Consider the following 24,139-nt stretch of genomic DNA (forward strand, 5'->3'; position numbering starts at 1 on the left):
CTTTTCCAACTTGTGTCGAAGTATACTCAACCACTAATAAGCTAAAATCTTATGGTGGTTGAGTAATAGCTTTATAAATTGACTTTTAATTTAATAAGCCCTTGATGGCTTTGATATTTTCTATGGGTATAATAATTATATTCAAGTAGAACATTTATATTTTTCCTACTCATAAGTATATTACTGCCGATATTATATCCAAGCTTAGGTTGTTTTGGTATAATAATTGTTTCGTGTAATGTTTGCCCTTTAAAAGTCGCTTTTGCATTAACTTTTGTATTTTTATTATTGAAGTGACGCTCAATATTACCGTACAAGCTTGGTGTTAATACTATATTATTTACGGTTGTTATAGGCTTGAACACTATTTTACCGCCAATACTACTTTCAAATGATTGATTTGATTTCTTTTGAATCATTAAGTTTTCTATATCTACATTATATTCTTTGTAGTTGCTAGCTCTTGAATAATCATATTTAAAACCGATATTAGGAATAAAATGTAAATCATATTTTGTACGATATTTAGGTCGTGCCTCCGTATTGCAGTTTAGAGTAAATAGTCTATAATCCTCAAACAGTAATAAGAGAGAATTATAGTTAAGGAGTTATGGCAAAAATAGATGTTAAGTGTAGATATTGTAACAACACAGAAGAAGTAATAAAGTCAGGATATTCAATTTCAAAACAACAGAGATATCAATGCAAGCGGTGTAATCGATATTTTCAATTGGAGTATATTAATAATGCATCTAAGCCTGGAGTTAAGGAGCAAATAGTAGAAATGTCAATCAACGGCTCTGGAGTTAGAGATACAGTAAGAGTATTAAAAGCGGGTATCAATACAGTTATCCGTGTTTTAAAAAAATCTAGTATTAAAAACAATAAATCATTCTATCAGTACAACAAAAGTAATTATTGCTCCTGAGATAGATGAACAATGGTCTTATGTACAGAATAAATCCAGACAACGATGGCTTTGGTATGCCTTGGATAAGATTTCGTTAAAAGTAGTTGCTTATACGTTTGGTACAAGATGTGATAGCACATTAGAATCATTACTGAAAAAACTAGAGAATTTCAAGGTGACTTTTTACTATACAGATGGATGGGGGAGTTATGCTAGGTTATTAGACCCTAAAAAGCATATTATCAGTAAAAAATACACTCAACGGATAGAACGAAGTAACTTGAACCTTAGAACGAGATGCAAGAGGCTTGCACGTAAGACAATCTGCTTTTCCAAGTCATTGGATATTCATGATAAGGTTATTGGTACTCTTATTGAACGTATAGCTTTTTAATAGGCGTAACTGCAATATGGAGGCATGACCTAGAATTTGTAAGTCTATTATTTCTACCTCAGAGCAAACCTCAGTAATAAGTTCTATTAAGTCAGGACGATCATTTAACGATCTGCCCAAAGGATCATTATAAGTAAATATTATCTTATTTGTATTATTATCTTTAGTAATCACCATACTTACCCAATGCCCATGTCCTGTATTAATAGCCATAAGTACAATTTTATTATTTTTAATTAAATCCTCATGCACTCTTTCTCTAAGTGCATCTCTTACTTGTTCAGGGTGTGCTAAATCAACATGGGTAACTATAGAGAATTTATTTTTGTCTATATTTGCTTCTAATATATTTTTTATATCATCTTCAGTATACTAGTAATCCGGTTTTTGTATATTTTCTACAGTATGAAGTGGGCTGTTTTCCGGTGGCAACGGTGGTGGTTGATGCTGCTGTGTTTGCTGCAGCTGAACTAAAACTTCTTCTTGTTTTTGAGGCTGTATATCATTTTGTTTATTTGTTTCTTTTTGTTCATTAGTCAATTGCTCATTTTGATTTTGTTGTACTTTTGGCCACTCTATGGCTTGCGGCTCCGGCAGTGGTACAAAATTATTTACTAGAGTCTGTGTATCGTTGAAAAATTTTGTTCTGTTAACCTCCTTGGTAAACATACTAAGATCTTCTATTTTGCCTTTTTCAAGCATTGCACGTATAAAACCAATATTTTTTGCCATATCCGTATCAAAAGCTTTTAACGCTTTTGATACTAATTCTTGTTTTTCCTTATCATTTTTATCTATTCTACTTGCAGCTCTCAAATATTCAAGCCCTGCTTTTTGTATTAAATTTAATTTAAATAAAAATTCTGCTACAGATATATGAAGATCTTTTTCTAAAGATATATAATGGGCTTTTTCTTCTCGTTTACTTTTTAAAATACTAAAAATTTCATGAAGAATATTACTACTATCCTCAATATTGGCTATACTTAAACTTACTTTAAAATATTTCATTGCTTCATGAATTAACTTGATAGCACTTACATTTTCATTTTTACTTTTATACCATTTCCCGAGTACTAAAAATAAGTCACCTATTTTTTTACAAATATTGCTAGAAATGTACGGAATCGTGTCATGACCATAGAGAAAGTTAAAATCTTTGGTCATGCCTCCATATTGCAGTTACGCCTATTAAAAAGCTATACGTTCAATAAGAGTACCAATAACCTTATCATGAATATCCAATGACTTGGAAAAGCAGATTGTCTTACGTGCAAGCCTCTTGCATCTCGTTCTAAGGTTCAAGTTACTTCGTTCTATCCGTTGAGTGTATTTTTTACTGATAATATGCTTTTTAGGGTCTAATAACCTAGCATAACTCCCCCATCCATCTGTATAGTAAAAAGTCACCTTGAAATTCTCTAGTTTTTTCAGTAATGATTCTAATGTGCTATCACATCTTGTACCAAACGTATAAGCAACTACTTTTAACGAAATCTTATCCAAGGCATACCAAAGCCATCGTTGTCTGGATTTATTCTGTACATAAGACCATTGTTCATCTATCTCAGGAGCAATAATTACTTCTGTTGTACTGATAGAATGATTTATTGTTTTTAATACTTATAGACTATTTACTCTAAACTGCAATACGGAGGCACGACCAAATCTTTATCAATTTCTAGAGCATTAATATATTCTCTTATTGCTCTAAACCAATCTAATTCCGATTTACTATTTTCATAGATCATGCCTAAATAATAATGAGCATTGGCTTTTATCTCATTTATAGCTATAACAACAACTTCAACTTGCGGTCCCGTAAGTTTATCAAGCCATTCTAAAGCTTCAGTATAATACTCTGTTGTTCCGTTATTTTTTAATTTTATATCTAATATAGCTTGATCTAATAAATTCTCTTCAATTAAGATTTTTTTTGCTTCGTCAACTGCCTCTGTCAACGGCTGCCACTTTTGCGATTGCGGATAAAATTTTTTACAAAAAGATAAAGCTTTCCATTGCTGATTTAAGAAATATACATAATTACCTAATATTTCTTGGAAATGAGTTTTAGCACTTATATCTTTCGACTCATAAAACTTTCTTATAATTTCTAAAAATGAAGTAACCATGGTTAGGTGATCATCAGAATATTTAATATATATTTCATTAAGCTCTTCTATTTCTCTTAAAGCAGGAAAAAAACTTTCTTCAGTTTTTTGTGCCGGTGATTTATTTAATATTTTTTTTGGCAAATAAGGTTGAATTAATGAATAATTGTTTGAGAACGTGTCTGAATCTAATTCTTGATGTAAATTAAGATTATCAGAAGAAATAAATGAGCTTATTATATTATGTTTATTGACTTGAAAGAAATTTATAATAATTTTACCTATAGTTAAAATATTTTCCTTGACTTGATTAGATAAAACTTGTGATAAAATTGGCTTCTGTGTTTCTGATTTTTGCGGTTTTATATATATTTCTTTTATTGTAGCCCATTTATTTTGGCTTGAGTCCTTGACTTGATTTAGGTCCTTGGCTTGACTTAAGTCCTTAATATTAAGCGTATCTGAAAAAGGTTTTACACATAGGGACATCAATTTTTTTACTTGTTCAATAATAAGCGGCTCATATAAGTTTTTTTTACTCAAAATATCTTGTAGCTCAAATTTCAACGCAGTAGTCATGATATTTTTCTGTTCCTCAGCAATTATAGTAGAATTTGTATTGGAAGCAGAATTAGGCAGAACATCTCCTGTGCCTTTGGAAGGGCAAGTACATACAAATCAGGATGTTTCTGCCCATCTATTACAGTAATATTAGTATTTTTTTCTTCTTCATTCTTACTCTGAGAAATAACCTCTATAGTTGTAGCAAAATTTGCGGAAGCAGACTTAGGCAAGACGTCTCCTGTATCTTTGGAAAGAGCAAGTACATCCAAGATTTTACGTTGCCATTCATCTATTAGAACAATATTAGCATTTTTTTCTTCTTCATTCTTACTCTGAAAAATAGCCTCGATATAAGAAAAAATTTGTTCTCGTTCTTCTTCTATTTCATTATTTGCGATTGTTCTAACTACTAACGAAATAGCATCTATAACAATAAAAAAATCTTTAGTATCAAGTGTTTCTAGAAAAGATTTAGTATCACCGCTAGGTTTTTTAAATAAATTTACAGATTTTCTTAGCTCTTCAATTATAAATTTTTGTCCTTCATCTAGATTTTGACGCTTTGCGTCCTTACGGAGTTTACTTTCTTCTACTTTAATTTTAGCTTTTTTTTCTTCTTTAGTTTTATAATCAGCAATAGAAATTATATAAGGTACAGCATCTTTTAATTGTTCTTTAATTTCCGGAGTTAACTGACCATTACTATCTCTAAAAATATTAGTGAATTGTTGATATGTAGAGTCAACAACATCATTTGCACTATTATCTCTAATTACGACTGAAAATCTAACTTTTTCGGCTAATTCTAATATTTGCCGGTAAATATATGAATTAAGAATTGTTTGAATAGAATTTATAGGTTTATTATGAATCCCTGGACATTCTATAATATTAATTCCACCTTCATCATCAGATATAAAGAAATTATTAACAAGCTTATATCCATTATTTGATTGATGATGTATTTTTTCATTATATTTCGGTTCTTTCGCATATAAAGAGCGGTCTTCATCTTCTTCTAATTTTTGTCCGCTTAAAAAACAACTAAGAGTAGTCGCTCCTACTCCGTTCATCCCTACCATTACAATTAGTTTATTTATACTATTTCCTGTTTTAGTGATTTCATTATGGCTTTCTGCAATTAATTTTAAAAGCTTATTACCGTTCTTTACGAACGGTCTTTCCAACTCATGGTAATTTTTAAGAGGTTGTGAATTTTTATTTTCGATTTCAGAATCGAGGTTTCGAGCTTTTGTTTTCTTTAAATATGTATTTACAGAATTTTTATTTAAAATATCTACTTCGGAAACGAGCTGAAATTCTGAATTATCATTAAAATTAGGAGAGATTTTTAATTCTGCTAACTTATGCTGATTATTATGTTTTATCTCTAATAAAATTTTTATTCCGATATTAGTGATTGCTTTATTACTTACTAAAGAAAGTTTAGTTATTGTTTTGTTAAGCCTAAATATTTCGGCTAAAATTTTTGTTTGCTTATCATTTATACCGCAATTGTCCAAAAATACTTGCTCGATAGTCTTATTATTCCTTAAATAATTTGCTATATATTGTATATCTTCCGTTATAAAGGGGTAGTTACTAAAATCCAAAGCAGTTACCTGGATAAACTCTGCAAGCCCGCTATTTGGTTTTACTAATATTTCATTAAATATAGAACGAGTATTATTAGAAAGCCAAGCTATAATATCTTTATATTCATACTTAGATATGAAGCTTGTGTTTGGAGTTAATATCTCTTTAATATTAATATTACGTAATTTATTTAAAACGTTACATTTTTCAAGAAGATTTTTTGAAGTGTTTTTTTGTTTGAAAAGGTTATTAAAATATTCCGTCAAAAAATCATTTATATTTTTTAAAACCTGTTCTTCTTGTTCTTCTTTATGCCCCCCACCAACTAAACATATATATTTACCTAAAATAATTTATATTACTTCAAATAAAAACATTTTTGCTCCATAAGTTGAATAAATAAATATTAACACTACTTAAAAAGTTTTTTGAATAAGTAAATTTACAACAAGAATTTAAAGGTGAATTGGTGAAATTCTGAGGATAAGAAAGTTCTATTTTTTATATTGTAAAAAATTATCACTTCTATTTTTAAATTGAATTAATAGAGGATATTTTATATATATTTTGAAAGGTAAAGTTTAAGAGGCTATAAATAAATGTTAACCGATAATTTAATTCTTTTTGCTGCAAAAATCTTATTAATTTTCGCTAAAAAAGCTCTTTAATTACTGATTAACATTTATTTACAGATAATATCTAAGATTATTTTTCTTTTGTAATTTTATCATATTTTTTTAGTTTGATAAGAATGGACTCTAGATTATCCAACTTAATCATACATGGACCATCACTTGGAGCGTTATCTGGATCTTGATGTACTTCCATATACATACCAGCGATACCTACAGCAGTTGCTGCCTTTGCAAGCAGCTCTACATATTTTCTTTCTCCGCCAGTACTACCTCCTAGCCCTCCAGGCTGCTGAACGGAATGCGTCGCATCAAAAACTACAGGTACATTTAACTCCGCCATTATTGCAAGACTACGCATATCAGATACCAAATTATTATAACCAAAACATGCACCACGCTCTGTAAATAATATATCTTTTACCCCAAAAACTTCTAGTTTTGTTTGTACATTTTCATATCCCACGGAGCTAGAAACTGTCCTTTTTTACTTTTACTATTTTACCTGTTTTTGCTGCAGCTTGGAGTAAATCGGTTTGTCTACATAGAAACGCCGGAATTTGTAAAATATCTGCTATTTCGGCTGTTTCAGTACATTGACTCTCTGAATGAACATCAGTAACAATAGGGCAATCGAATTCAGATTTTACTTTTGATAAAATTTCTAAACCTTTCTCAATACCAAGTCCTCTAATCCCATTTACGGAAGTTCTATTAGCTTTATCAAAAGAAGATTTATAAATAAATGGAATCTCAAGTTTGCTAGTTAATTTAACAAGTTTTTCTGCCATAAACAACGCATGATCTTTGCCTTCAATCTGACAAGGTCCTGCAATTAGAACAAACGGTAAATCATTTCCTATTTTAATATTTTTAAGTTTTACTACTTTTTGCATAATTCTTATATTTAATTAATTGAGCGAGGCACGAATTAGTGTTTCTCGGTTATATTAGGTGTTGATTCATTTTCTATTAAGTCATTGTTAATTATTAGCGTATAATATTTTTCTTTTATTGTCGTTAAATCATAATTACCATGATAATAACCTTCTAGGTTAATAATTTTTTTAAATAAAAATTTACCTGCTCTGTTTCTAACGGCTCATCTATATTTTTTATAATAGACGACTTAATATTAATTAAATATGCTTTTATTTTTTTAAATTCTTTAATAATTATAAAAATATCATGCGGTTTTATTACCAATATTCCTACAAACAAAATTAATAATATTTGTGTTAAAGACATATTTATATTAATTTCTTATGTTTATATTTTGGATTTAAAATACTTTCCCCATTAGTACTTAGCATATATTCATAGTAATCTTGATAATTTCCTTCAAACCATGTAGCATTATTTTCTTTATCATATGATATAATATGAGTAGCTATTCTATCTAAAAACCACCTATCATGACTAATTACTAATACACAACCTGCAAAATCTAAAATAGCATCTTCAAGTGCTCTTAACGTATCAATATCTAAATCATTAGACGGCTCATCTAATAATATAACATTTGCTCCTTCTTTTAATAATTTCGCCAAATGTACTCTGTTACGTTCTCCACCTGAAAGTTGTCCAACTTTTTTTTGTTGATCACCGCCTCTAAAATTAAAAGCTGCACAATAAGCTCTACTTTTAATTATTCTATTACCAAGTTGTAATTCATCTAGACCTTCTGAAATTTCTTCCCATATAGTCTTATTATCATCTAAATGATCCCGTGATTGATCAACGTAACCTAATTTTACCGTTTGACCAATTTTAATAGAACCACTATCTGGTGTTATTTTACCTGTAATAATATTAAATAAAGTAGATTTACCTGCTCCATTCGGTCCAATAATTCCTACAATAGCTCCACGTGGAACTTTAAAACTAAAATCTGATAATAATATTTTATTATTAAATTTTTTAGCTATATGTTCTGCTTCAATAACAAGATCCCCTAAACGAGGTCCGTTAGGTATAATTATTTGAGTAGGATCAGTTTTTTGTTCTTGTTGTTTATTTAATAATTCTTGATATGCTGTAATACGTGCTTTATTTTTTGATTGTCTAGCTTTTGGTGTTTGACGAATCCATTCAAGTTCACGATTCAATTGTTTTTTTCTATCATCGTCTTCTTTACTTTCTAAAGCTAATTTTTTTTGCTTCTGTTCAAGCCAAGAACTATAATTTGATTTCCACGGTATACAATTTCCACGATCTATTTCTAATATCCATTCTGTAACATTATCTAAAAAATAACGATCATGGGTAATTGCTATTACGGTGCCTTCATAATGCTTTAAATAACCTTCAAGCCAAGAAACTGATTCTGCATCCAAATGATTTGTAGGTTCATCAAGTAACAACATATCAGGCTTCTCTAAAAGCAATTTACATAAAGCCACTCTTCTTTTTTCTCCACCGGAAATTTTTGTAATATCTGCTTCTTTTGGTGGGCAACGTAAAGCAAGCATTGCGATCTCTATTTCACGTTCTAGATTCCATCCATCACAATTATCTATTTTTTCTTGCAATTCTGCTTGTTTATCAAAAAGCTTTTGCATTTCTTCATCAGTGATTTCAGCAGCAAATTTGTTACTTATATAATTAAATTCATCAATAAGTTTTTTCTTTTCATGAAGACCTTCCATGATATTATCAAAAACATTTTTACTAGCATCAAGATACGGTTCTTGAGGTAAATATCCTACTTTTATACCGATTTTAGCTGTTGCTTTACCTTCAAACTCTTTATCAATACCTGCCATTATTTTTAATAAAGTTGATTTGCCTGCTCCATTTGGACCTATTATACCGATTTTAGCTTTTGGTAAAAATGATAAATTTGTTTCTTTTAAAATTCGTTTACCATTTATAATTTTGCTTAAACCAACCATTTCATAAACATATTGATATGACATAAATTACTTATTTCCTTATATTATTATTTTACACCGATAAATATATTTATTACTGCATTGTATGAATTTCTTGCTCTATGATCATATAATGCAAAATTAGACATTGTAATTTCTATCATTATTTTTCTTATTTGGGTATTTATTTTAAGAAATAGAATGCTGTATATATACTTTACATTTTAACAGTTTTTTTTAATTTAATTTTAATAATATCAAGTCTAGTTCTTCTAAATTTTTATAATGAAATATTAATTTCCCACCTAAAGAATAATTTTCTATGGTTACTTTTATACCAAATTTTTCTGATAAAACTTTTACTAATGATTCAAGATCATTATCGGTAGCATTGTCTTTTAAAAAACGCTTTCCTACTTTGTTATTATTGTTGGGAGATTTCGTATATTCATTTTTATACCATTGTCTTACTAACTCTTCTGTTTGACGTACATTTAAATCATTACTTATAATATGATCGGCCATTACTTCTGCATGTTCATGATTTATTAAACATCGAGCTTGTCCCATGCTTAATATATTCTCATTTACTTTATCTTGAATAGATTGTGGCAAATTATTAAGCCTCAATAAATTAGCTATATGACTACGACTTTTGCCAAGCCTTTCAGCTAATTTTTCTGTCGTATAATTAAAATTTTCTACCAAATATTTAAAGCCACGAGCTTCTTCCATAACTGTTAAATCAGTTCTTTGTATGTTCTCAATTAATGCTATTTCCATACTCTCTCTAGCATCTAAATTTTTTATAATTACTGGTATCTCTAAAACTTTTGCTAATTTACATGCACGCCAGCGTCGCTCTCCTGCTATAATTTGGAAATTATTATCAACGATAATAGGCTGTAATAAACCATTATTCAATATAGAATCTGCTAATTCTTTTATTTTATCATATTCAAAGTTTTTTCTAGGCTGATTCTCATTCGGCCTTATTTTATCAATATTTATTATTTGTATTATTTCTGATTCTATAGAAATAACTTCTTCCCCAAGTAATGAAGATAACCCTCTTCCTAGTCCTTTATTTTTCGCCATATCTTTCTAAGATTTCTTTTGTAAGTTCTATATATGCAATTGCTCCCGAACATTTATAATCATATATAATAGCCGGTTTTCCGTATGAAGGTGCTTCAGATAATTTAATATTTCTTGGGATAACGGTTTTAAATACTAATTCTCCTAAGCATTTTCTAACATCATCTTCTACTTGTTCAGTTAAACGATTACGCTTATCATACATTGTAAATAATATACCTGCAATCTTTATCTTAGGATTTAATTTTTTCTCTACAATTTCAATTGTTTTTAGCAAGTGACTTAATCCTTCTAATGAATAAAAATCACATTGCATTGGAATCAACACTTCATCGCTTGCAACTAAAGCGTTTACTGTTAATAAATTTAATGAAGGAGGGCAATCAATAATTACATAATCATATAATATCTTTATTTCTTCCAATAGCTTCATTAAAATATATTCTCGGTCCTTTAATTTTGTTAAATCTAATTCAGCAGCAGATAGATTAGTGTTTGAAGTAATTATTTCTAAATTTGGTATGTCTGTAGAAATTATTGCATCTTTCAATTTTATTAAATTTGTTAATACTTGATATATAGTATTTTTGCGTTGTTGCTGGCTAATTCCAAAACCAGTACTACTATTCCCTTGAGGATCAAGATCTATAACTAAAATTTTTTTATTTACAGCAGCAAAAGCTGTAGCTAAATTTACAGTAGTTGTAGTTTTAGCCACACCTCCTTTTTGATTAACAATAGCAATTACTTTCATATAATTTTTGTTAAATTACTAACTTCTAGAATTTTTCCTTCTTCACAAGTAATACTTTGATGTATTAAATAATCAAATAACCACATCTCTTTAGCTTCTACTATTTCTGTTAAATAATTTTTTCCTTTTAATAATAAAAATTTCTCTTGTACTGAAATATTTTTTATACAACTAAATATTGTATTTAATTTAGAGAAAGCTCTACAAGTCAATATACTACAATCTATTTCTACTTTTTCTATTCTTTGATTGATTATTTGTATGTTATTATTTGATATCTTTGATGCTTTTTCTAAAAATATACATTTACGTAAATCAGCTTCTATTAAACTTACTTTTGCTACCCCTGCTATAGATAATACTATACCGGGAAAACCGGCCCCACTTCCTATATCAACCAAGTGTATTTCTTTATTATCAATATATTGCATTAATTGTAATGAGTCTAATATATGACGTTGCCAAAAATTATGTATAGTATTATCCGATACAAGATTAATTGATTTATTCCATTTTTTAACTAACTTTTGAAAAATTTCTAACTTTTCAATTATTTCACGTGGAACTTCCATCACTATATTTAGTTTTTAAATAAATTATAATAGCCGTAATTGCTGCAGGTGTAATCCCTGAAATTCGACGTGCTACACCAATAGTAGTAGGTTTATGGGAAGAAAGTTTTTCCTGTATCTCTAATGATATACTTGGTATTTTAAAATAGTCAATATTTTTAGGTATTAACTGTGCCTCTTCACTCTGAAATAGATTAATATCTGCGTATTGTCTAGTTAAATATGAAGCATATTTTGCTTCAATATAGAGTAATTGCAAAATATTATTATTTTGCATTTCTTTAAGCATAGGAAAAATTTTAATAGCTTGTTCAACATTAAAACTAGGTATTTTAAATAAGTCTAATACTGTTTTATATGTACCATCCTGTGCAACCTGTATACCCATTTTAGCAAGTTTACTAGTAGTTAAAGACAAGGTATTTAATAATGATTTTGTTTTTTCTATATCTTCACATTTTTTTGTAAATATTTTTTTACGTTTTTCTGATACAACACCAATATTTATCCCTAATTCCGTTAAACGTAAATCAGCGTTATCTGCTCTTAAAGATAATCTATATTCTGAGCGAGAAGTAAACATACGATAAGGTTCTATAGTACCAAAGGTTGTTAAATCGTCAATCATTACTCCAATATAACTATTTGCTCTTGTTAACATAAACGGTACTTGATCTTTTACTGCTAAAGCAGCATTTATACCGGCTATTATACCTTGCCCTGCGGCTTCTTCATATCCTGTAGTACCGTTAATTTGCCCAGCAAAATACAATCCAGCTATTTTTTTTGTCTCTAGCGTAACACTTATTTCACGTGGATCAACATAATCATATTCTATAGCATAACCTGGACGTAAAACTTTTACATTTTCTAATCCTGGTATTGTTTTAATTAATTTATGTTGTACATCTTCAGGCAAAGAAGTAGAAATACCATTTGGATAAATCGTATAATCATCTACCCCTTCAGGTTCTAAAAATATACGATGTTCTGATTTTGTACTAAATCTGACTATTTTATCTTCAATAGAAGGACAATATCGCGGTCCTATTCCTTCTATCTGTCCTGAATACATTGCGGATTTATTAAGGTTCTCACGTATAATATCATGAGTTTCTGAGGTTGTTTTTGTAATAAAACAATTTATCTGAGGAACATTGACAACATTTGTTAATTCAGAAAAAGGACGAGGAGTTTTATCGCCGGGCTGTAAAGCTGTTTTACTATAATCAATAGTACGCCCGTCAATTCTTGGTGGTGTACCTGTTTTTAAACGGGCAATCTTAAATCCTACTTTTTTTAATGTATTTGATAATCCATACGAAGGCTCTTCATCTACTCTACCGGCAGGAATTTTTTTTTGTCCAATATGAATAAGACCTGATAGAAAAGTACCAGTAGTTAATATAATTTTTTGACAAGGAATTTTGCTATCGTTATTTAAAATAACCGCTTCAACTTTAGAAGATTTAATTTCTATATCTTCCACTTTTCCATATAATATATCTAGATTAGGGTAATTTGTTAATATTTGATACATCGCTTTTTTATAAAGCTTTCGATCAGCTTGAGCTCTAGGTCCCCAAACTGCCGGTCCTCTAGTCTCATTCAGCATTTTATAATGTATACCGGCTTGGTCTATAACATAACCCATTAACCCATCAAGTGCATCGATTTCTTTAACTAATGTACCTTTTGCAATTCCACCAATTGCTGGATTGCAAGACATTTCGCCTAAATTTTCTGGTTTTAACGTAATTAAGAGAGTAGGAACTCCAAGACGTGCAGAAGCAGCAGCTGCTTCTACGCCTGCATGTCCACCGCCTATAACTATTACGTCATATTTTAGCATTAATTATTCTATAATTTCAGATTTGTTAAAGAAAAATTCGATTTCTCTTTTCGCACTGTTTTCACTATCTGAACCATGAATACTATTAGCCTCAATTGATTCGCCTAAATCTTTTCTAATAGTTCCTGCTTCAGCTTCAGCAGGATTAGTTGCACCCATAATGGTACGGTTTAAAATTATAGCATCTTCCCCCTTAAGAACTTGAAGTACTACCGCTCCTGAAGTAATGTATTCAACTAAGCTATTAAAAAACGGTCTTGCTCTATGTTCATCGTAGAAACACTCAGCTTCATATTTAGTTAAAAATTTCATTTTCTGAGCTACTATCTTTAAGCCTGCATTTTCCAAATAAGTATTAACTTGTCCTATTTTATTCCTCTTGATAGCATCAGGCTTAATCATTGAAAAAGTATATTGTATTGTCATTTTGTAACCTATTTATATAATTGTTAAATTTATTTTTTAGCTGAACGATTCCATGTTAAAGCAAATAACCCTCCTCCTAAAAGAGCAGAAATACTGAAAAATATAAATACCCCATTCCAACCGTAATTATCGCTAATCCATCCTACGCCGACTCCAGCAATAGCCGCTCCTAAATAACCAAATAACCCTGATAATCCATTAGCCGTACCGACAGCTTGACGAGTACTAAAATCAGCAGCTGCTATACCTACAAGAAGCTGAGGTCCTGAAACAAAAAAACCTATTAAAGAAAGAATTACTATACTTAATAATTCACTTTGAATAGGAATCTTCCAAAACAAGACTAACAATAAGCTAAGCAATACCATACATATGGATGCAACAGGACCTCGACGACCTTGAAATAGTTTATCAGATAAAACACCTGCTATTAATGCCCCTGGGAGACCTATCATTTCATATAAACCGATTTGTAAGCCTGCATTTGCAAGGCTTATATTACGTAAATCTTTTAAAAATGTTGGAGCCCAATAAATTACTCCGGAACGTATTATATAAACAAACATGTTTGCTAAACAAACATACCATATTAGCTTATTACAAAAGACCATTTTAAGTAATTGAGGAGTTAATAGCTTCTCATAATCCCCTATAGCTTCAGGCGGATATTCTTTATATTCCTCTACGGTAGATAAACCTACTTCTTTTGGAGAATTACGAAGCCTATTATATAAAAAAAGCGATACTATACAAGCAACTACACCGGGAACGAAAAAAGCAGCTCTCCAATCAAATTTATCGATTAAATAACCGCAGCTTATCATAGCAAGGGCACCACCTATTTGATTAGAAGTTGCACCCATAGCCCATTTAGTTCCAAGTTCTTTTGAAGCGAACCAGTGAGTAAGCATTTTTGTTGCAGGAGGCCAACCCATCGATTGAAACCAGTTACTGGCTATCCATAAAATTCCTATAAGCCATAAAGAGTCTGCAAAACCTATTAGAATAGTAATGACCCCGACAAATAAAAGACCCAAAACCATAAATATCCGAGCGTTAACTTTATCGCTAATAAACCCGTTACACGCTTTACTAACTCCATACATAATAGATGAAGCAGTTAATATCCAACCAATTTGTGTTTTAGTAACCCCAAAATATTCTCTTATAGCAGGTGTTGCTATATTAAAATTCTGACGACAAAAATAAAAAGTCGCATAACCTATAATAATAGAATACAAAATCCTTATTCGCCAACTGTTATATTTTTTTACATATGGCGATCTTGGAGTTTTAATTTTGGGTTTTGTATCTGTCATATTATAAACTCTCCGACTATAAAAAAAGCAAGTTTCTGAAACTTGCTTTTTTATTTTAACAAACTCTATTTTTCAGTTTTATTTACCAAAACTTGATACTCTTTATTTAAACCTTTAACGGCATATATCCATAATATTACTATTACAAAGAATATAGAAGCAAAATATGGTGTTGCCTCAACAAAACCGAATGCAGGAAATAAAATAAAGAATGTGGATTGAATAATAGCACCACCCGATTTACCGAATCTTCCTCCGATAACTTCAACAGCAGCCTGTCCTTTTACTCGTAAATCCTTATCAAGCGGAATATATGCCATGTTTTTAGTGGCATCAAATAAAGAATATTTTACACCTTTACTTAAAACATTTTGAATCATACCGATCATAACAGCAAGTGCTAAAGGACCTGAAGCAAGAATACCTGTTAAATACATAGCAATAACACTATCAAAAAAGATAAATGCAAAAAACGCTGCACCGGTAATTAACATCATTAATGGAGTTATCATAGCTGCAGCTAACCATGATACTTTTCTTAAAATATTACTACCTATAAGCATGAAAGCAATTGCAACCCAACCCTGATAAAATTGGAACTTACCCATATATATAGTATAAGCCTCTTTCGTCGGATACAATTCTTTTACTTTGGATTTCCAAACGCCTTCAACTAAGTTTACTGAAATACCATAAGCAATAAGTAACAATGCAATATAGCCTACATACTTAGAGGTAAAGATCATTTTAAAACTGTCTATTAATGACATTTTAGCTTTAGCTTTCTTTTCTTTTACTAATGCCGGATCATAAAGTCTAGGATCGGTTAGAACGTTTCTATTCATCCATCTATATGTTAATATTACCAAAAAGCTACTTGTTATCATTATAACAAATAAAGGCACAAATTTCAGATGTTCTGCAACTATTTGAGTTTTTTCATGCAAGAAATATCCAATAATCACGGATGTTACAGGCAATGCTAAATTAGCAAGTAAACCAAACATTGAGTAAAAACGTTTAGCTTCATCGGTTTTAGTAATTTGGTTAGCAAACTGCCAAAATAATAAACTAAGCATCATTGTTCCCCAAAGCTCTGCCATAGTATAAAAAGATGCAAAACTCCATTTCCCAACTATTCTTATAAACCATTTAAAATTAGGGTAAGCTAAACTTAAAGATTCTATGGTTTCAGGATCAGGATGAACTAAATCAGGGTAGGGGTAAAGAACAAACGCAAATAACGCAAAATACCCTAAGAAAAATGAAGTAATAACATAAAATACGTTTTCTTGCTTTAAAATATCGCAGAGCTTAACATAAATTACCATAGCGATTACGGCAGAAGGTAGTACTATATATGTTTTTAAGAAACTTATTGCTTCTGCCCCTATATCCGTTACTACAAATCCGTCTTTAATTGAACGAAGCGTTGAGTAGTTTAATAAAATACAGAACATCATAAATGCCATAGGCAAAAACTTCTTATTTTCGTATTTTTCTATGGGCCAAATTACTTTTCTTAGTTCCGAGAGATAATTATCACTTTTGGGAGTATTCATAAATTAAATTTTTCTATTTATTTTGAAGATAAATATTATACTAGAATATGTTAGAAAAGTCAAACCTATTGATTTTTTCTCAAAGGAAATATAAATAAAATGTATTAACTCTGAGATGTATAAAAGAAATATGATAATTTATTTACTTGATTTTAATTTCTATCTATAATTTTCTATTTATAAATTATTATAATAAAATTAGGGCAGCTATGGCACTGTTAACAAAGTCATTTTAATTGATAATTAAAGAAATTTTTTAACGAAAATTAATAAGATTTTTGCAGGAATAGCGTTCCTATTTCAAAAAAATCTTATAATTTGCAGTAAAAAAGATCTTAATTAGCTTTAAATTTGACTTTGTTAACAGTGCCATATACTTGTATAACTTAAATTTTTTCGATATAATACTGTACGAGTATAGTTAAGTGTTAGATTTTAAAAGTGTTGTTGATTTATTAGAAAAATTACCTACTGAACAAAAGTGCATAGATTATTTTACTTATATATGTTAGGCTAACGGAGCTTACTGTCTGCATTGCGGCAGCCAAAAGATTTTTCATTATTTATCTTATAAACCCTTGGTAGTTCGACATGAAACTCAAAGTAGTTAAAAACGAAGAATTATCTTTTAACGAGGCTTTAGCAATGATAGGTCAAGCTCCGTTAAAAATTAATTCTCCAGAGATTGAAGAAGACGGAATCCCTAAACCATTTATAAAATGGGCAGGGGGAAAAAGAAGCCTTATCAAAGAGTTGTGCTTACGCTTACCAGCTAGTTACAATAATTATTATGAGCCTTTTGTAGGAGGAGGAGCACTTTTTTTTGCACTCGTTCCGGACAAAACTATTATATCAGATATAAACTTAGATTTGATTATTACATACAAGGTGATTAAGGATGAAGCTCGAGCATTAATTGAGCTATTAGTTAAGCATAAAGCTAATCACTCTCAAGATTATTACTATGCTGTTAGAAAGAACGCAAATAGCGATAACCCTATTGAAATAGCAGCACGTTTCATATACCTTAACAAGACCTGTTATAATGGTCTTTATAGAGTAAATAGCAAAGGAGAATTCAATGTCCCGATGGGAGCTTATATTAATCCTAATATTCTTGATGAGAATAACATAATTGCGTGTAGTAAAGCTTTGCAAAATGCTGAAATAATATATCAGGATTTCGGCAATATTTCGCCTAAGCCTAAAGATTTCGTTTATATAGACCCGCCATATCAACCTATTAATCATACTTCATTTACAAAATATACAAAGCTTGACTTTACAGAAGCAGATCAGATTAAGCTTTATGAAAAATGCAGAGAATTACATAAGAACGGTGTATATTTTATGCTTTCAAATTCAGATAACGATTTTATAAAGAACTTATACAAGTCTTTTAGTATAGATATAGTAAATGCACCAAGAAGCATAAATTGTAAATCCGACAGTAGGCAAAGAACTAATGAAGTTTTAATAAGAAATTATTAGTACAATGGTAAAACAAATTGAAATTTTACAAGCTAATAAAACTGGAAACGAACTTGAGATTTTTATACAGGATCGACTAAAAAGAGAAGGATATTGTTTTGTACCTAATAAAAAATTTAGTGCAGCTAAGATCCTTAAGCAACCTATTTATACTAGACAGTTTGAAGTTGGCGAAAGTATTTATGGTACTAAATGGAAATGCGATTTTATATTATATCATCCAGAACGTCACCCCAATTGCCTAATTATAGAATCTAAGTGGCAACAATCCGGAGGATCGGTTGATGAAAAATATCCTTATCTTGTGCAGAACATAAAAAAACAAGGAATTTATGATACTATAATAATAATTGATGGTGATGGATATAAAAAAGAAGCTTTGAAATGGCTTAAAGATCAAGTTGGTAGTAATTTAATAGAAGTTTTTAGTATGTCTGAATTTACATCTTGGGTAAATAAAAAGAAAATATAGGTTATACAAATATATAATTCCCATAAAATATATGTCCAAATTAAAAACAGCTTTTTTATTAACTGCTATAATTTTCATAACAGGTTGTAAAAGTAATATGAAAAATGAAAATAATATTTCACTACCGGAATATGTAACTTTGAATGTTCAAACCTTAAATAGCTCAGAAGATAAAACTATTAGAATAAAGGCAAAAACGTTAAACTTCCCTTTATCTGCAGAAGATTTACGTGATATATCTATTTTAGAAAAGAAATATGATCAAGAAGAAAATTGTGCAGGACTTGCCGCACCGCAAATAGGAATATCAAAATGTATAATAATATTTGCAGTACATGAAAATGAAGAGTTAAAAAAATGGCGTCCTGATCTTAAGGATACAATGCCTAAAACTATATGGATTAATCCCTCATATAAACCGATAGGTATTGATAAACATGAAGATTACGAGGGATGCTTTTCTGTTGAAAATGCTACAGGTCCAGTTGCAAGATTCAAAAAGATTCATTATCACGCATATGATATAAATGGAAATCAAATCCAAGGCATCGCAGAAGGATTTTTAGCAAGAGTTATCCAGCATGAAATCGATCATCTAAACGGAAAAGTATTTTTAGATTATGTAGCTCCTGAAAAAATAATGACAAAAGAAAAATATTTAGAAAAACGTAAAAAAGCTATGGAGCAGCAAACTATAAAATCTTAGGCTTGTCTGAGTTCTCTAAACCTTATAAATATCATTTTAGCTAAAATTTAGTATGTCATTTCTAACTAAAAGCACTCTTGTTGCATGGCACGAAAAACCTACTCGATGTCATTCTCAGCTAAAAGCAGGAATCCACTATAAAGCGAGATAAACCGAACTTTTAAAAAGCTTTAAAGTAATGGATTCCCGCATACGCGGGAATGACATAAAGAGCATTTACTAGTCCATGTAATAATGCCTGTTTCTTTAATATTGAGGCTTATATATCTTAGTAAAATACGGTAGTTTTGATTCTACCGTAAAGAACTTTTTCAGGCAATCTACAGATTTGAAATCTGTTATACCGTAACGAGCATATTTGGCTTTTTGACCTTGCCAAGTCATGCCTTCACCTGAATAATCAATCTCATGCCACTGCCGCCTATAATATGAGAAGTATTTTCATCAAATACTGCAACATTTTGGAAATTATAATATTCTATTAGTTCTTGCAAATATTTTGCCATTAAATCGGCTTCTTTTATGTCTAAGCCCCTTTCATTGATCGCTATTAATAACTCTAAGGTAGTTTTCGGCAAGTTATTTTGTAAAATAGGTAAATATACAAAATTATAATTAGTAGCATTTAAAAATTTCTCTAAGCTTTTGGCATTTGATTCTTGTAATTTCATTTTCTTATTAGTTTGCTCTACTCGTGATTCTAAAATAGGACATAATTTCTGCCACTGATTCGGTAACGAGCAATCCCTTGCTATAGTTGCTTCTGTTAGCAATAAAGTTATAATTATAATCAAGAAACGCATAAATTCAGTCTATATTATTTGGTAATAACTATTGCATCGGATACGGGACGTATTGTATGTTCGCCTAAAGCTTCATCTTCATCGCCTGTAACATTATTTATAATTTTTCCTTCCATAAATAATGTAGAAGAACCGCCGCCATCTAGATTAATTGCCGATTCACATCCAAGGCTTATCATATAATCTGCAAGCTCTGAAGTAGTTAATCCTACTATAGTATCATTAACAAGATGTTTTTCTAGAATCTTTAAAGCTTCGGGGAGCGTTAATTTCTCAAAAGTTACTCCTTTTTCTTTCCGCAATATTAATCTAGCTTGTACAAGTTTAAGGTCTTTTACGTGTTGCTTATAAATATGCTCGGCTACAACTATAACTATAGTGCCGTCATTACGCAATCCCAAAGCAGTACGTGCATGAGCCGAATCATTTTGCTTTAGATTATCTACAATATTTTTACCGTTTTGAACTAATACAGGGATGCCGGTTACTACTGAAGCAGTTTTGCTTAAATTTATAGGCTTGCCGTCTTTATCGATAAATTCTAAATTTAGCTTTACGGAATCATTGATATTTACTGCTGGCAAGCTTATTTCTTTTGGAAAAGATAATACAAAACCTTTTTGCGGGATTTGATTATCACCATGATTGCTTATATCCATAATAATCAAATTCTGGTCAATCAAGATTTCCTTATTAGTATATGGCGTTAATGTAGTAGACGCCCAAACATCATTATAAAAACTAATATCTTTTAGATTTGAAAAATAATTAACTTGATTTGGAATAATAGATTTATCGCCTATATCTACAGAAATTTTTGCACTAGCCTTGGTAATTTGAATATTATTTTGATCTATGATTAACAAACTTTGTAGTTGTTTTCTAAGACTAAATAGCTTGCCGTCAACCATTAAGGTAAGGCTAGGTCTACCGTCATCGCTACCTGCAATCTCAAAGAATCCGGCATTAATAGCAGCAACTGCATTAGTGCGGCATGCTATAGCGTCTACTGTTTCTCTGCCTATAACCTGATTGTGAGCTTTAACTAATTTTAACCTAAAATTCTTAGGATCAATAGTTAACACATGAATAACATGCTTATCTTTTTCATAACGATTATAGGTTAAGCCTTTATGTTCCTTTGCATATATTTTAAAACTGATTATTAAAGCGAGAAATAAATAAACTAATCTAATCATATTGTTTTACTTTTTTTTACAATAAAATTTAACCATAATGCTTCTTTACTTGGAGAGAATCTCTTACTCTTTTCCGTCCATATTTTAACTATATCAAACAGCCCATCAAAATAAGGTTTTATTGTATCTTCATTCATATTGTAAAAATCGCGAGCATCACGTTGTATAATATCTGAACCATATCCGGGTCATGCCTCCATATTGCAGTTACGCCTATTAAAAAGCTATACGTTCAATAAGAGTACCAATAACCTTATCATGAATATCCAATGACTTGGAAAAGCAGATTGTCTTACGTGCAAGCCTCTTGCATCTCGTTCTAAGGTTCAAGTTACTTCGTTCTATCCGTTGAGTGTATTTTTTACTGATAATATGCTTTTTAGGGTCTAATAACCTAGCATAACTCCCCCATCCATCTGTATAGTAAAAAGTCACCTTGAAATTCTCTAGTTTTTTCAGTAATGATTCTAATGTGCTATCACATCTTGTACCAAACGTATAAGCAACTACTTTTAACGAAATCTTATCCAAGGCATACCAAAGCCATCGTTGTCTGGATTTATTCTGTACATAAGACCATTGTTCATCTATCTCAGGAGCAATAATTACTTCTGTTGTACTGATAGAATGATTTATTGTTTTTAATACTAGATTTTTTTAAAACACGGATAACTGTATTGATACCCACTTTTAATACTCTTACTGTATCTCTAACTCCAGAGCCGTTGATTGACATTTCTACTATTTGCTCCTTAACTCCAGGCTTAGATGCATTATTAATATACTCCAATTGAAAATATCGATTACACCGCTTGCATTGATATCTCTGTTGTTTTGAAATTGAATATCCTGACTTTATTACTTCTTCTGTGTTGTTACAATATCTACACTTAACATCTATTTTTGCCATAACTCCTTAACTATAATTCTCTCTTATTACTGTTTGAGGATTATAGACTATTTACTCTAAACTGCAATACGGAGGCACGACCCATATCCGTAAGAAGCATAAAAAATTCCTTCTGGCTTTAATGCAGCGTGAATTTTTTTATAAACATTGGTTGTTTCATTATAAGGTACATGAAGGAGAGTTGCTTGAGCCCAAACACCATCAAACGACTTCTTAAAATCGATATCTTGAAAAGTTGAGTGTAATACATTTATTCCGGTTTCTTTTGTAGCTAATTTAACCATTTCGGTTGAACCGTCAAAAGCAGTAACTTGATATCTTTGACTTAAAAAATATTTTGTATCACGACCAACTCCGCAACCGGCATCTAGAATATGAGCTTTATTCGGCAAATAGCTAATAAATTCTTTATAATTATCAGATAAATCTGCATTAATTGTTCTGTTATAAAACTCTTGAGCATTATTATTATAATATTGTATATTTTTCATAATTTTATATTTATTCCCAACTATTAGTATATTTATACTTACCAAACAATAAAATACAAATAATTTCTATTATATCTTTTCATTGACTATTAGACTTAAAAATGGTCTACTTATTAAGAAGTTTTTGTGCTGACATCGGGGTCGTCATTGCGAGGAGCGAAAAGCCCGCTCGATGTCATACCGTGGCTTGACCACGGTATCTAGAAAACAATTTAAAATACTAATACTTATTAGTATTTTAAGCTGGACCCCGTGATCAAGTCACGGGGTGACAGTAACCGATCCATGCAACAACGCCACTTATTAAGAATAAGGCTTAAGGTTTATATGATAAAAAAAATAATATTTGGAATAGCTATTTTACTGAGTCTAAGCTGCTTTGCCAATAGTACAACTTCTGACGGCTCAAAAAAAGATGCAGCAAAAACCAACGACGCTACAACACAAAAAATTATAGATGATTTTTCTACTTACGCCGGTACTATAAAACCGGAAGTGCGGGAGGAAATACAAAAATATAGAGTGGCAATAGTCGATATTAATAAGAAGAAACGTGAACTATATAACAGCCTTTCCAAAGAGGCTCAAAATTTTTTAGCAGAGCAACAAAAATATAAACAAAAACTATCCATCTCTAAACTACCTACAGAAGACGACTCTCCAAATAATACTGCTAATTCTAAAGATAATAAGGATACAGATACAAAATAAATTATTTTTCTCATTAGTCATACCGTGGCTTGTCCACGGTATCCAGGAGAATAATAAAAAATACTAATATTATTAGTATTTTTAACTGGATTCCGTGAATAAATCACGGAATGACAGAGCTAAGAGTTACATCTTCATAAATCTGCTCTACTACACCGTCAACGCCCATTAAGAAAGTATAAACCTTTAATTGAGGGAATTTTTCTTTGATTAGGTTACGTGCTTTATTTAAAATTTCCGCATGTGCTGCCGTTTCTTTTTCACGTGTGTCTAAATGTTCTTGACCTACAAGCATCTTGTAAGCTCCACAATCTCTATGGTCAAGAAACACAATTTGTTTAATATTATGTAACTGCTGTAAAATTCCTATCGTATCTTCTATTGTTTTTCCCCAATAAGTATATTTGTCGTTAACGAGGGCAAGCGATGCACCGGGAAGCGATACTTTATCAAAATCATCGTCTAACCCTAATTGCTTCATTAATTTATCTGTTTCGTCTATTAATCTAAAATCTACACAACTAATTAAAAGAGTAGAAGCTTCATTTAATGTTTTTAAATGTTCATTACTTACTTCTACCTTTATGACTTCCTTATTGGCAATTATATCATTGTTAGCAGCGTAAAGATTTAAACTAGACCCCATAATAAACCCTAAAATTATATATTTTACATATATCATAAAATTCTCCT

The 24,139-nt window shown here is 30.4% G+C and carries 25 protein-coding genes and 4 pseudogenes; 6 read left to right on the forward strand and 23 right to left on the reverse strand.

The window, feature by feature from the left end:
* Positions 1–71: 71 nt before the first annotated feature.
* Complete coding sequence (locus tag ACNFN7_RS05485) at positions 72–581, reverse strand: autotransporter outer membrane beta-barrel domain-containing protein (protein WP_485441249.1); 510 nt, start codon at positions 579–581, stop codon at positions 72–74.
* Positions 582–610: 29 nt separating this feature from the next.
* On the opposite strand from ACNFN7_RS05485, the gene ACNFN7_RS05490 reads away from it, so the two are divergent.
* Positions 611–1,304 (forward strand): IS1 family transposase gene (locus tag ACNFN7_RS05490; protein ID WP_485440658.1). Its coding sequence is split into 2 segments (ribosomal slippage): positions 611–897 and positions 896–1,304, totalling 696 coding nucleotides; the frame shifts between segments, so codons are not numbered across the junction.
* On the opposite strand, the gene ACNFN7_RS05495 is transcribed toward ACNFN7_RS05490, so the two are convergent.
* The 15 genes and pseudogenes from ACNFN7_RS05495 to tlc1 form a co-directional block, all read right to left on the reverse strand.
* Positions 1,248–1,661 (reverse strand): Ulp1 family isopeptidase, encoded by a 414-nt coding sequence (locus ACNFN7_RS05495; RefSeq protein ID WP_485441250.1) that lies wholly within the window; start codon positions 1,659–1,661, stop codon positions 1,248–1,250. The two genes, ACNFN7_RS05490 and ACNFN7_RS05495, sit on opposite strands and share 57 nt — an antisense overlap.
* Positions 1,662–1,676: 15 nt before the next feature.
* The gene (locus ACNFN7_RS05500; RefSeq protein WP_485441157.1) at positions 1,677–2,471 is read right to left on the reverse strand and encodes a hypothetical protein; all 795 of its coding nucleotides are present in this window, start codon (positions 2,469–2,471) and stop codon (positions 1,677–1,679) included.
* 24 nt (positions 2,472–2,495) lie between these two features.
* Positions 2,496–2,915 carry an IS1 family transposase gene (locus ACNFN7_RS05505; protein WP_485440853.1) on the reverse strand — a complete coding sequence of 140 codons (420 nt, stop codon included), beginning with the start codon at positions 2,913–2,915 and terminating at the stop codon, positions 2,496–2,498.
* A gap of 23 nt (positions 2,916–2,938) precedes the next feature.
* Complete coding sequence (locus ACNFN7_RS05510; RefSeq protein ID WP_485441158.1) at positions 2,939–3,994, reverse strand: hypothetical protein; 1,056 nt, start codon at positions 3,992–3,994, stop codon at positions 2,939–2,941.
* A gap of 23 nt (positions 3,995–4,017) precedes the next feature.
* Entirely contained in the window at positions 4,018–5,841 is a 1,824-nt protein-coding gene (locus tag ACNFN7_RS05515; RefSeq protein ID WP_485441159.1) for a hypothetical protein, read from the reverse strand.
* 439 nt (positions 5,842–6,280) lie between these two features.
* Positions 6,281–7,103: pseudogene (kdsA, locus tag ACNFN7_RS05520) on the reverse strand (3-deoxy-8-phosphooctulonate synthase).
* Positions 7,104–7,138: 35 nt separating this feature from the next.
* A pseudogene (locus tag ACNFN7_RS05525) lies at positions 7,139–7,455 on the reverse strand (DUF2672 domain-containing protein).
* 2 nt (positions 7,456–7,457) lie between these two features.
* The gene (gene ettA / locus ACNFN7_RS05530) at positions 7,458–9,125 is read right to left on the reverse strand and encodes an energy-dependent translational throttle protein EttA (protein WP_485441160.1); all 1,668 of its coding nucleotides are present in this window, start codon (positions 9,123–9,125) and stop codon (positions 7,458–7,460) included.
* 192 nt (positions 9,126–9,317) lie between these two features.
* A complete protein-coding gene (locus ACNFN7_RS05535) occupies positions 9,318–10,178 on the reverse strand; it encodes a ParB/RepB/Spo0J family partition protein (protein WP_011270470.1) in 861 nt (286 codons plus the stop codon).
* Positions 10,165–10,932 carry a ParA family protein gene (locus tag ACNFN7_RS05540; protein WP_485441161.1) on the reverse strand — a complete coding sequence of 256 codons (768 nt, stop codon included), beginning with the start codon at positions 10,930–10,932 and terminating at the stop codon, positions 10,165–10,167. Before ACNFN7_RS05540 ends, ACNFN7_RS05535 begins: the two co-directional genes overlap by 14 nt.
* Positions 10,929–11,504 carry a 16S rRNA (guanine(527)-N(7))-methyltransferase RsmG gene (gene rsmG / locus ACNFN7_RS05545; RefSeq protein WP_485441251.1) on the reverse strand — a complete coding sequence of 192 codons (576 nt, stop codon included), beginning with the start codon at positions 11,502–11,504 and terminating at the stop codon, positions 10,929–10,931. Before rsmG ends, ACNFN7_RS05540 begins: the two co-directional genes overlap by 4 nt.
* Positions 11,488–13,356: a tRNA uridine-5-carboxymethylaminomethyl(34) synthesis enzyme MnmG gene (gene mnmG, locus ACNFN7_RS05550; protein WP_485441162.1), complete on the reverse strand. Its 1,869-nt coding sequence runs from the start codon at positions 13,354–13,356 to the stop codon at positions 11,488–11,490. The genes rsmG and mnmG overlap by 17 nt, the downstream gene beginning before the upstream one ends.
* Positions 13,357–13,359: 3 nt before the next feature.
* Entirely contained in the window at positions 13,360–13,782 is a 423-nt protein-coding gene (gene ndk / locus ACNFN7_RS05555; protein ID WP_011270474.1) for a nucleoside-diphosphate kinase, read from the reverse strand.
* Between the two features lie 29 nt (positions 13,783–13,811).
* Positions 13,812–15,101, reverse strand: a complete 1,290-nt coding sequence (locus tag ACNFN7_RS05560) for an MFS transporter (RefSeq protein ID WP_485441163.1) — start codon at positions 15,099–15,101, stop codon at positions 13,812–13,814.
* A 65-nt stretch (positions 15,102–15,166) separates the two neighbouring features.
* Positions 15,167–16,663, reverse strand: a complete 1,497-nt coding sequence (gene tlc1 / locus ACNFN7_RS05565) for an ATP/ADP exchange transporter Tlc1 (RefSeq protein ID WP_485441164.1) — start codon at positions 16,661–16,663, stop codon at positions 15,167–15,169.
* A gap of 591 nt (positions 16,664–17,254) precedes the next feature.
* Between tlc1 and ACNFN7_RS05570 the strand changes: the two are divergent.
* The 4 genes and pseudogenes from ACNFN7_RS05570 (at position 17,255) to ACNFN7_RS05585 (ending at position 19,332) form a co-directional block, all read left to right on the forward strand.
* A pseudogene (locus tag ACNFN7_RS05570) lies at positions 17,255–17,468 on the forward strand (hypothetical protein).
* Positions 17,417–18,154: a DNA adenine methylase gene (locus tag ACNFN7_RS05575; protein ID WP_485441165.1), complete on the forward strand. Its 738-nt coding sequence runs from the start codon at positions 17,417–17,419 to the stop codon at positions 18,152–18,154. The pseudogene ACNFN7_RS05570 and the gene ACNFN7_RS05575 overlap by 52 nt, the downstream one beginning before the upstream one ends.
* A gap of 4 nt (positions 18,155–18,158) precedes the next feature.
* A complete protein-coding gene (locus tag ACNFN7_RS05580; protein ID WP_485441166.1) occupies positions 18,159–18,626 on the forward strand; it encodes a PD-(D/E)XK nuclease superfamily protein in 468 nt (155 codons plus the stop codon).
* 31 nt (positions 18,627–18,657) lie between these two features.
* Positions 18,658–19,332 (forward strand): peptide deformylase, encoded by a 675-nt coding sequence (locus ACNFN7_RS05585; protein WP_485441167.1) that lies wholly within the window; start codon positions 18,658–18,660, stop codon positions 19,330–19,332.
* Between the two features lie 246 nt (positions 19,333–19,578).
* Here the strand turns inward: ACNFN7_RS05585 and ACNFN7_RS05590 are convergent, their stop codons facing one another.
* From ACNFN7_RS05590 to ACNFN7_RS05615, 6 genes and pseudogenes are all read right to left on the reverse strand, one after another.
* A complete protein-coding gene (locus ACNFN7_RS05590; protein ID WP_485441168.1) occupies positions 19,579–19,716 on the reverse strand; it encodes a hypothetical protein in 138 nt (45 codons plus the stop codon).
* Positions 19,713–20,126 (reverse strand): hypothetical protein, encoded by a 414-nt coding sequence (locus ACNFN7_RS05595; protein ID WP_485441169.1) that lies wholly within the window; start codon positions 20,124–20,126, stop codon positions 19,713–19,715. Before ACNFN7_RS05595 ends, ACNFN7_RS05590 begins: the two co-directional genes overlap by 4 nt.
* Before the next feature lie 23 nt (positions 20,127–20,149).
* Entirely contained in the window at positions 20,150–21,334 is a 1,185-nt protein-coding gene (locus ACNFN7_RS05600; protein ID WP_485441170.1) for a phosphodiester glycosidase family protein, read from the reverse strand.
* Positions 21,331–21,471: a tellurite resistance-like protein gene (locus tag ACNFN7_RS05605; protein WP_485441171.1), complete on the reverse strand. Its 141-nt coding sequence runs from the start codon at positions 21,469–21,471 to the stop codon at positions 21,331–21,333. Before ACNFN7_RS05605 ends, ACNFN7_RS05600 begins: the two co-directional genes overlap by 4 nt.
* A gap of 79 nt (positions 21,472–21,550) precedes the next feature.
* Positions 21,551–22,244, reverse strand: a pseudogene (locus ACNFN7_RS05610) (IS1 family transposase).
* Positions 22,245–22,300: 56 nt separating this feature from the next.
* Positions 22,301–22,735, reverse strand: coding sequence for a class I SAM-dependent methyltransferase (locus ACNFN7_RS05615; protein ID WP_485441172.1), 435 nt, complete (start codon positions 22,733–22,735; stop codon positions 22,301–22,303).
* A gap of 327 nt (positions 22,736–23,062) precedes the next feature.
* Between ACNFN7_RS05615 and ACNFN7_RS05620 the strand changes: the two genes are divergently transcribed.
* The gene (locus ACNFN7_RS05620) at positions 23,063–23,446 is read left to right on the forward strand and encodes a hypothetical protein (protein WP_485441173.1); all 384 of its coding nucleotides are present in this window, start codon (positions 23,063–23,065) and stop codon (positions 23,444–23,446) included.
* A gap of 103 nt (positions 23,447–23,549) precedes the next feature.
* Here ACNFN7_RS05620 and ACNFN7_RS05625 read toward each other — a convergent pair whose 3' ends face one another.
* Positions 23,550–24,128: a carbonic anhydrase gene (locus ACNFN7_RS05625; protein ID WP_011270483.1), complete on the reverse strand. Its 579-nt coding sequence runs from the start codon at positions 24,126–24,128 to the stop codon at positions 23,550–23,552.
* Positions 24,129–24,139 lie beyond the last annotated feature (11 nt).

The sequence above is a fragment of the Rickettsia sp. MAE-05 genome (assembly GCF_057319745.1).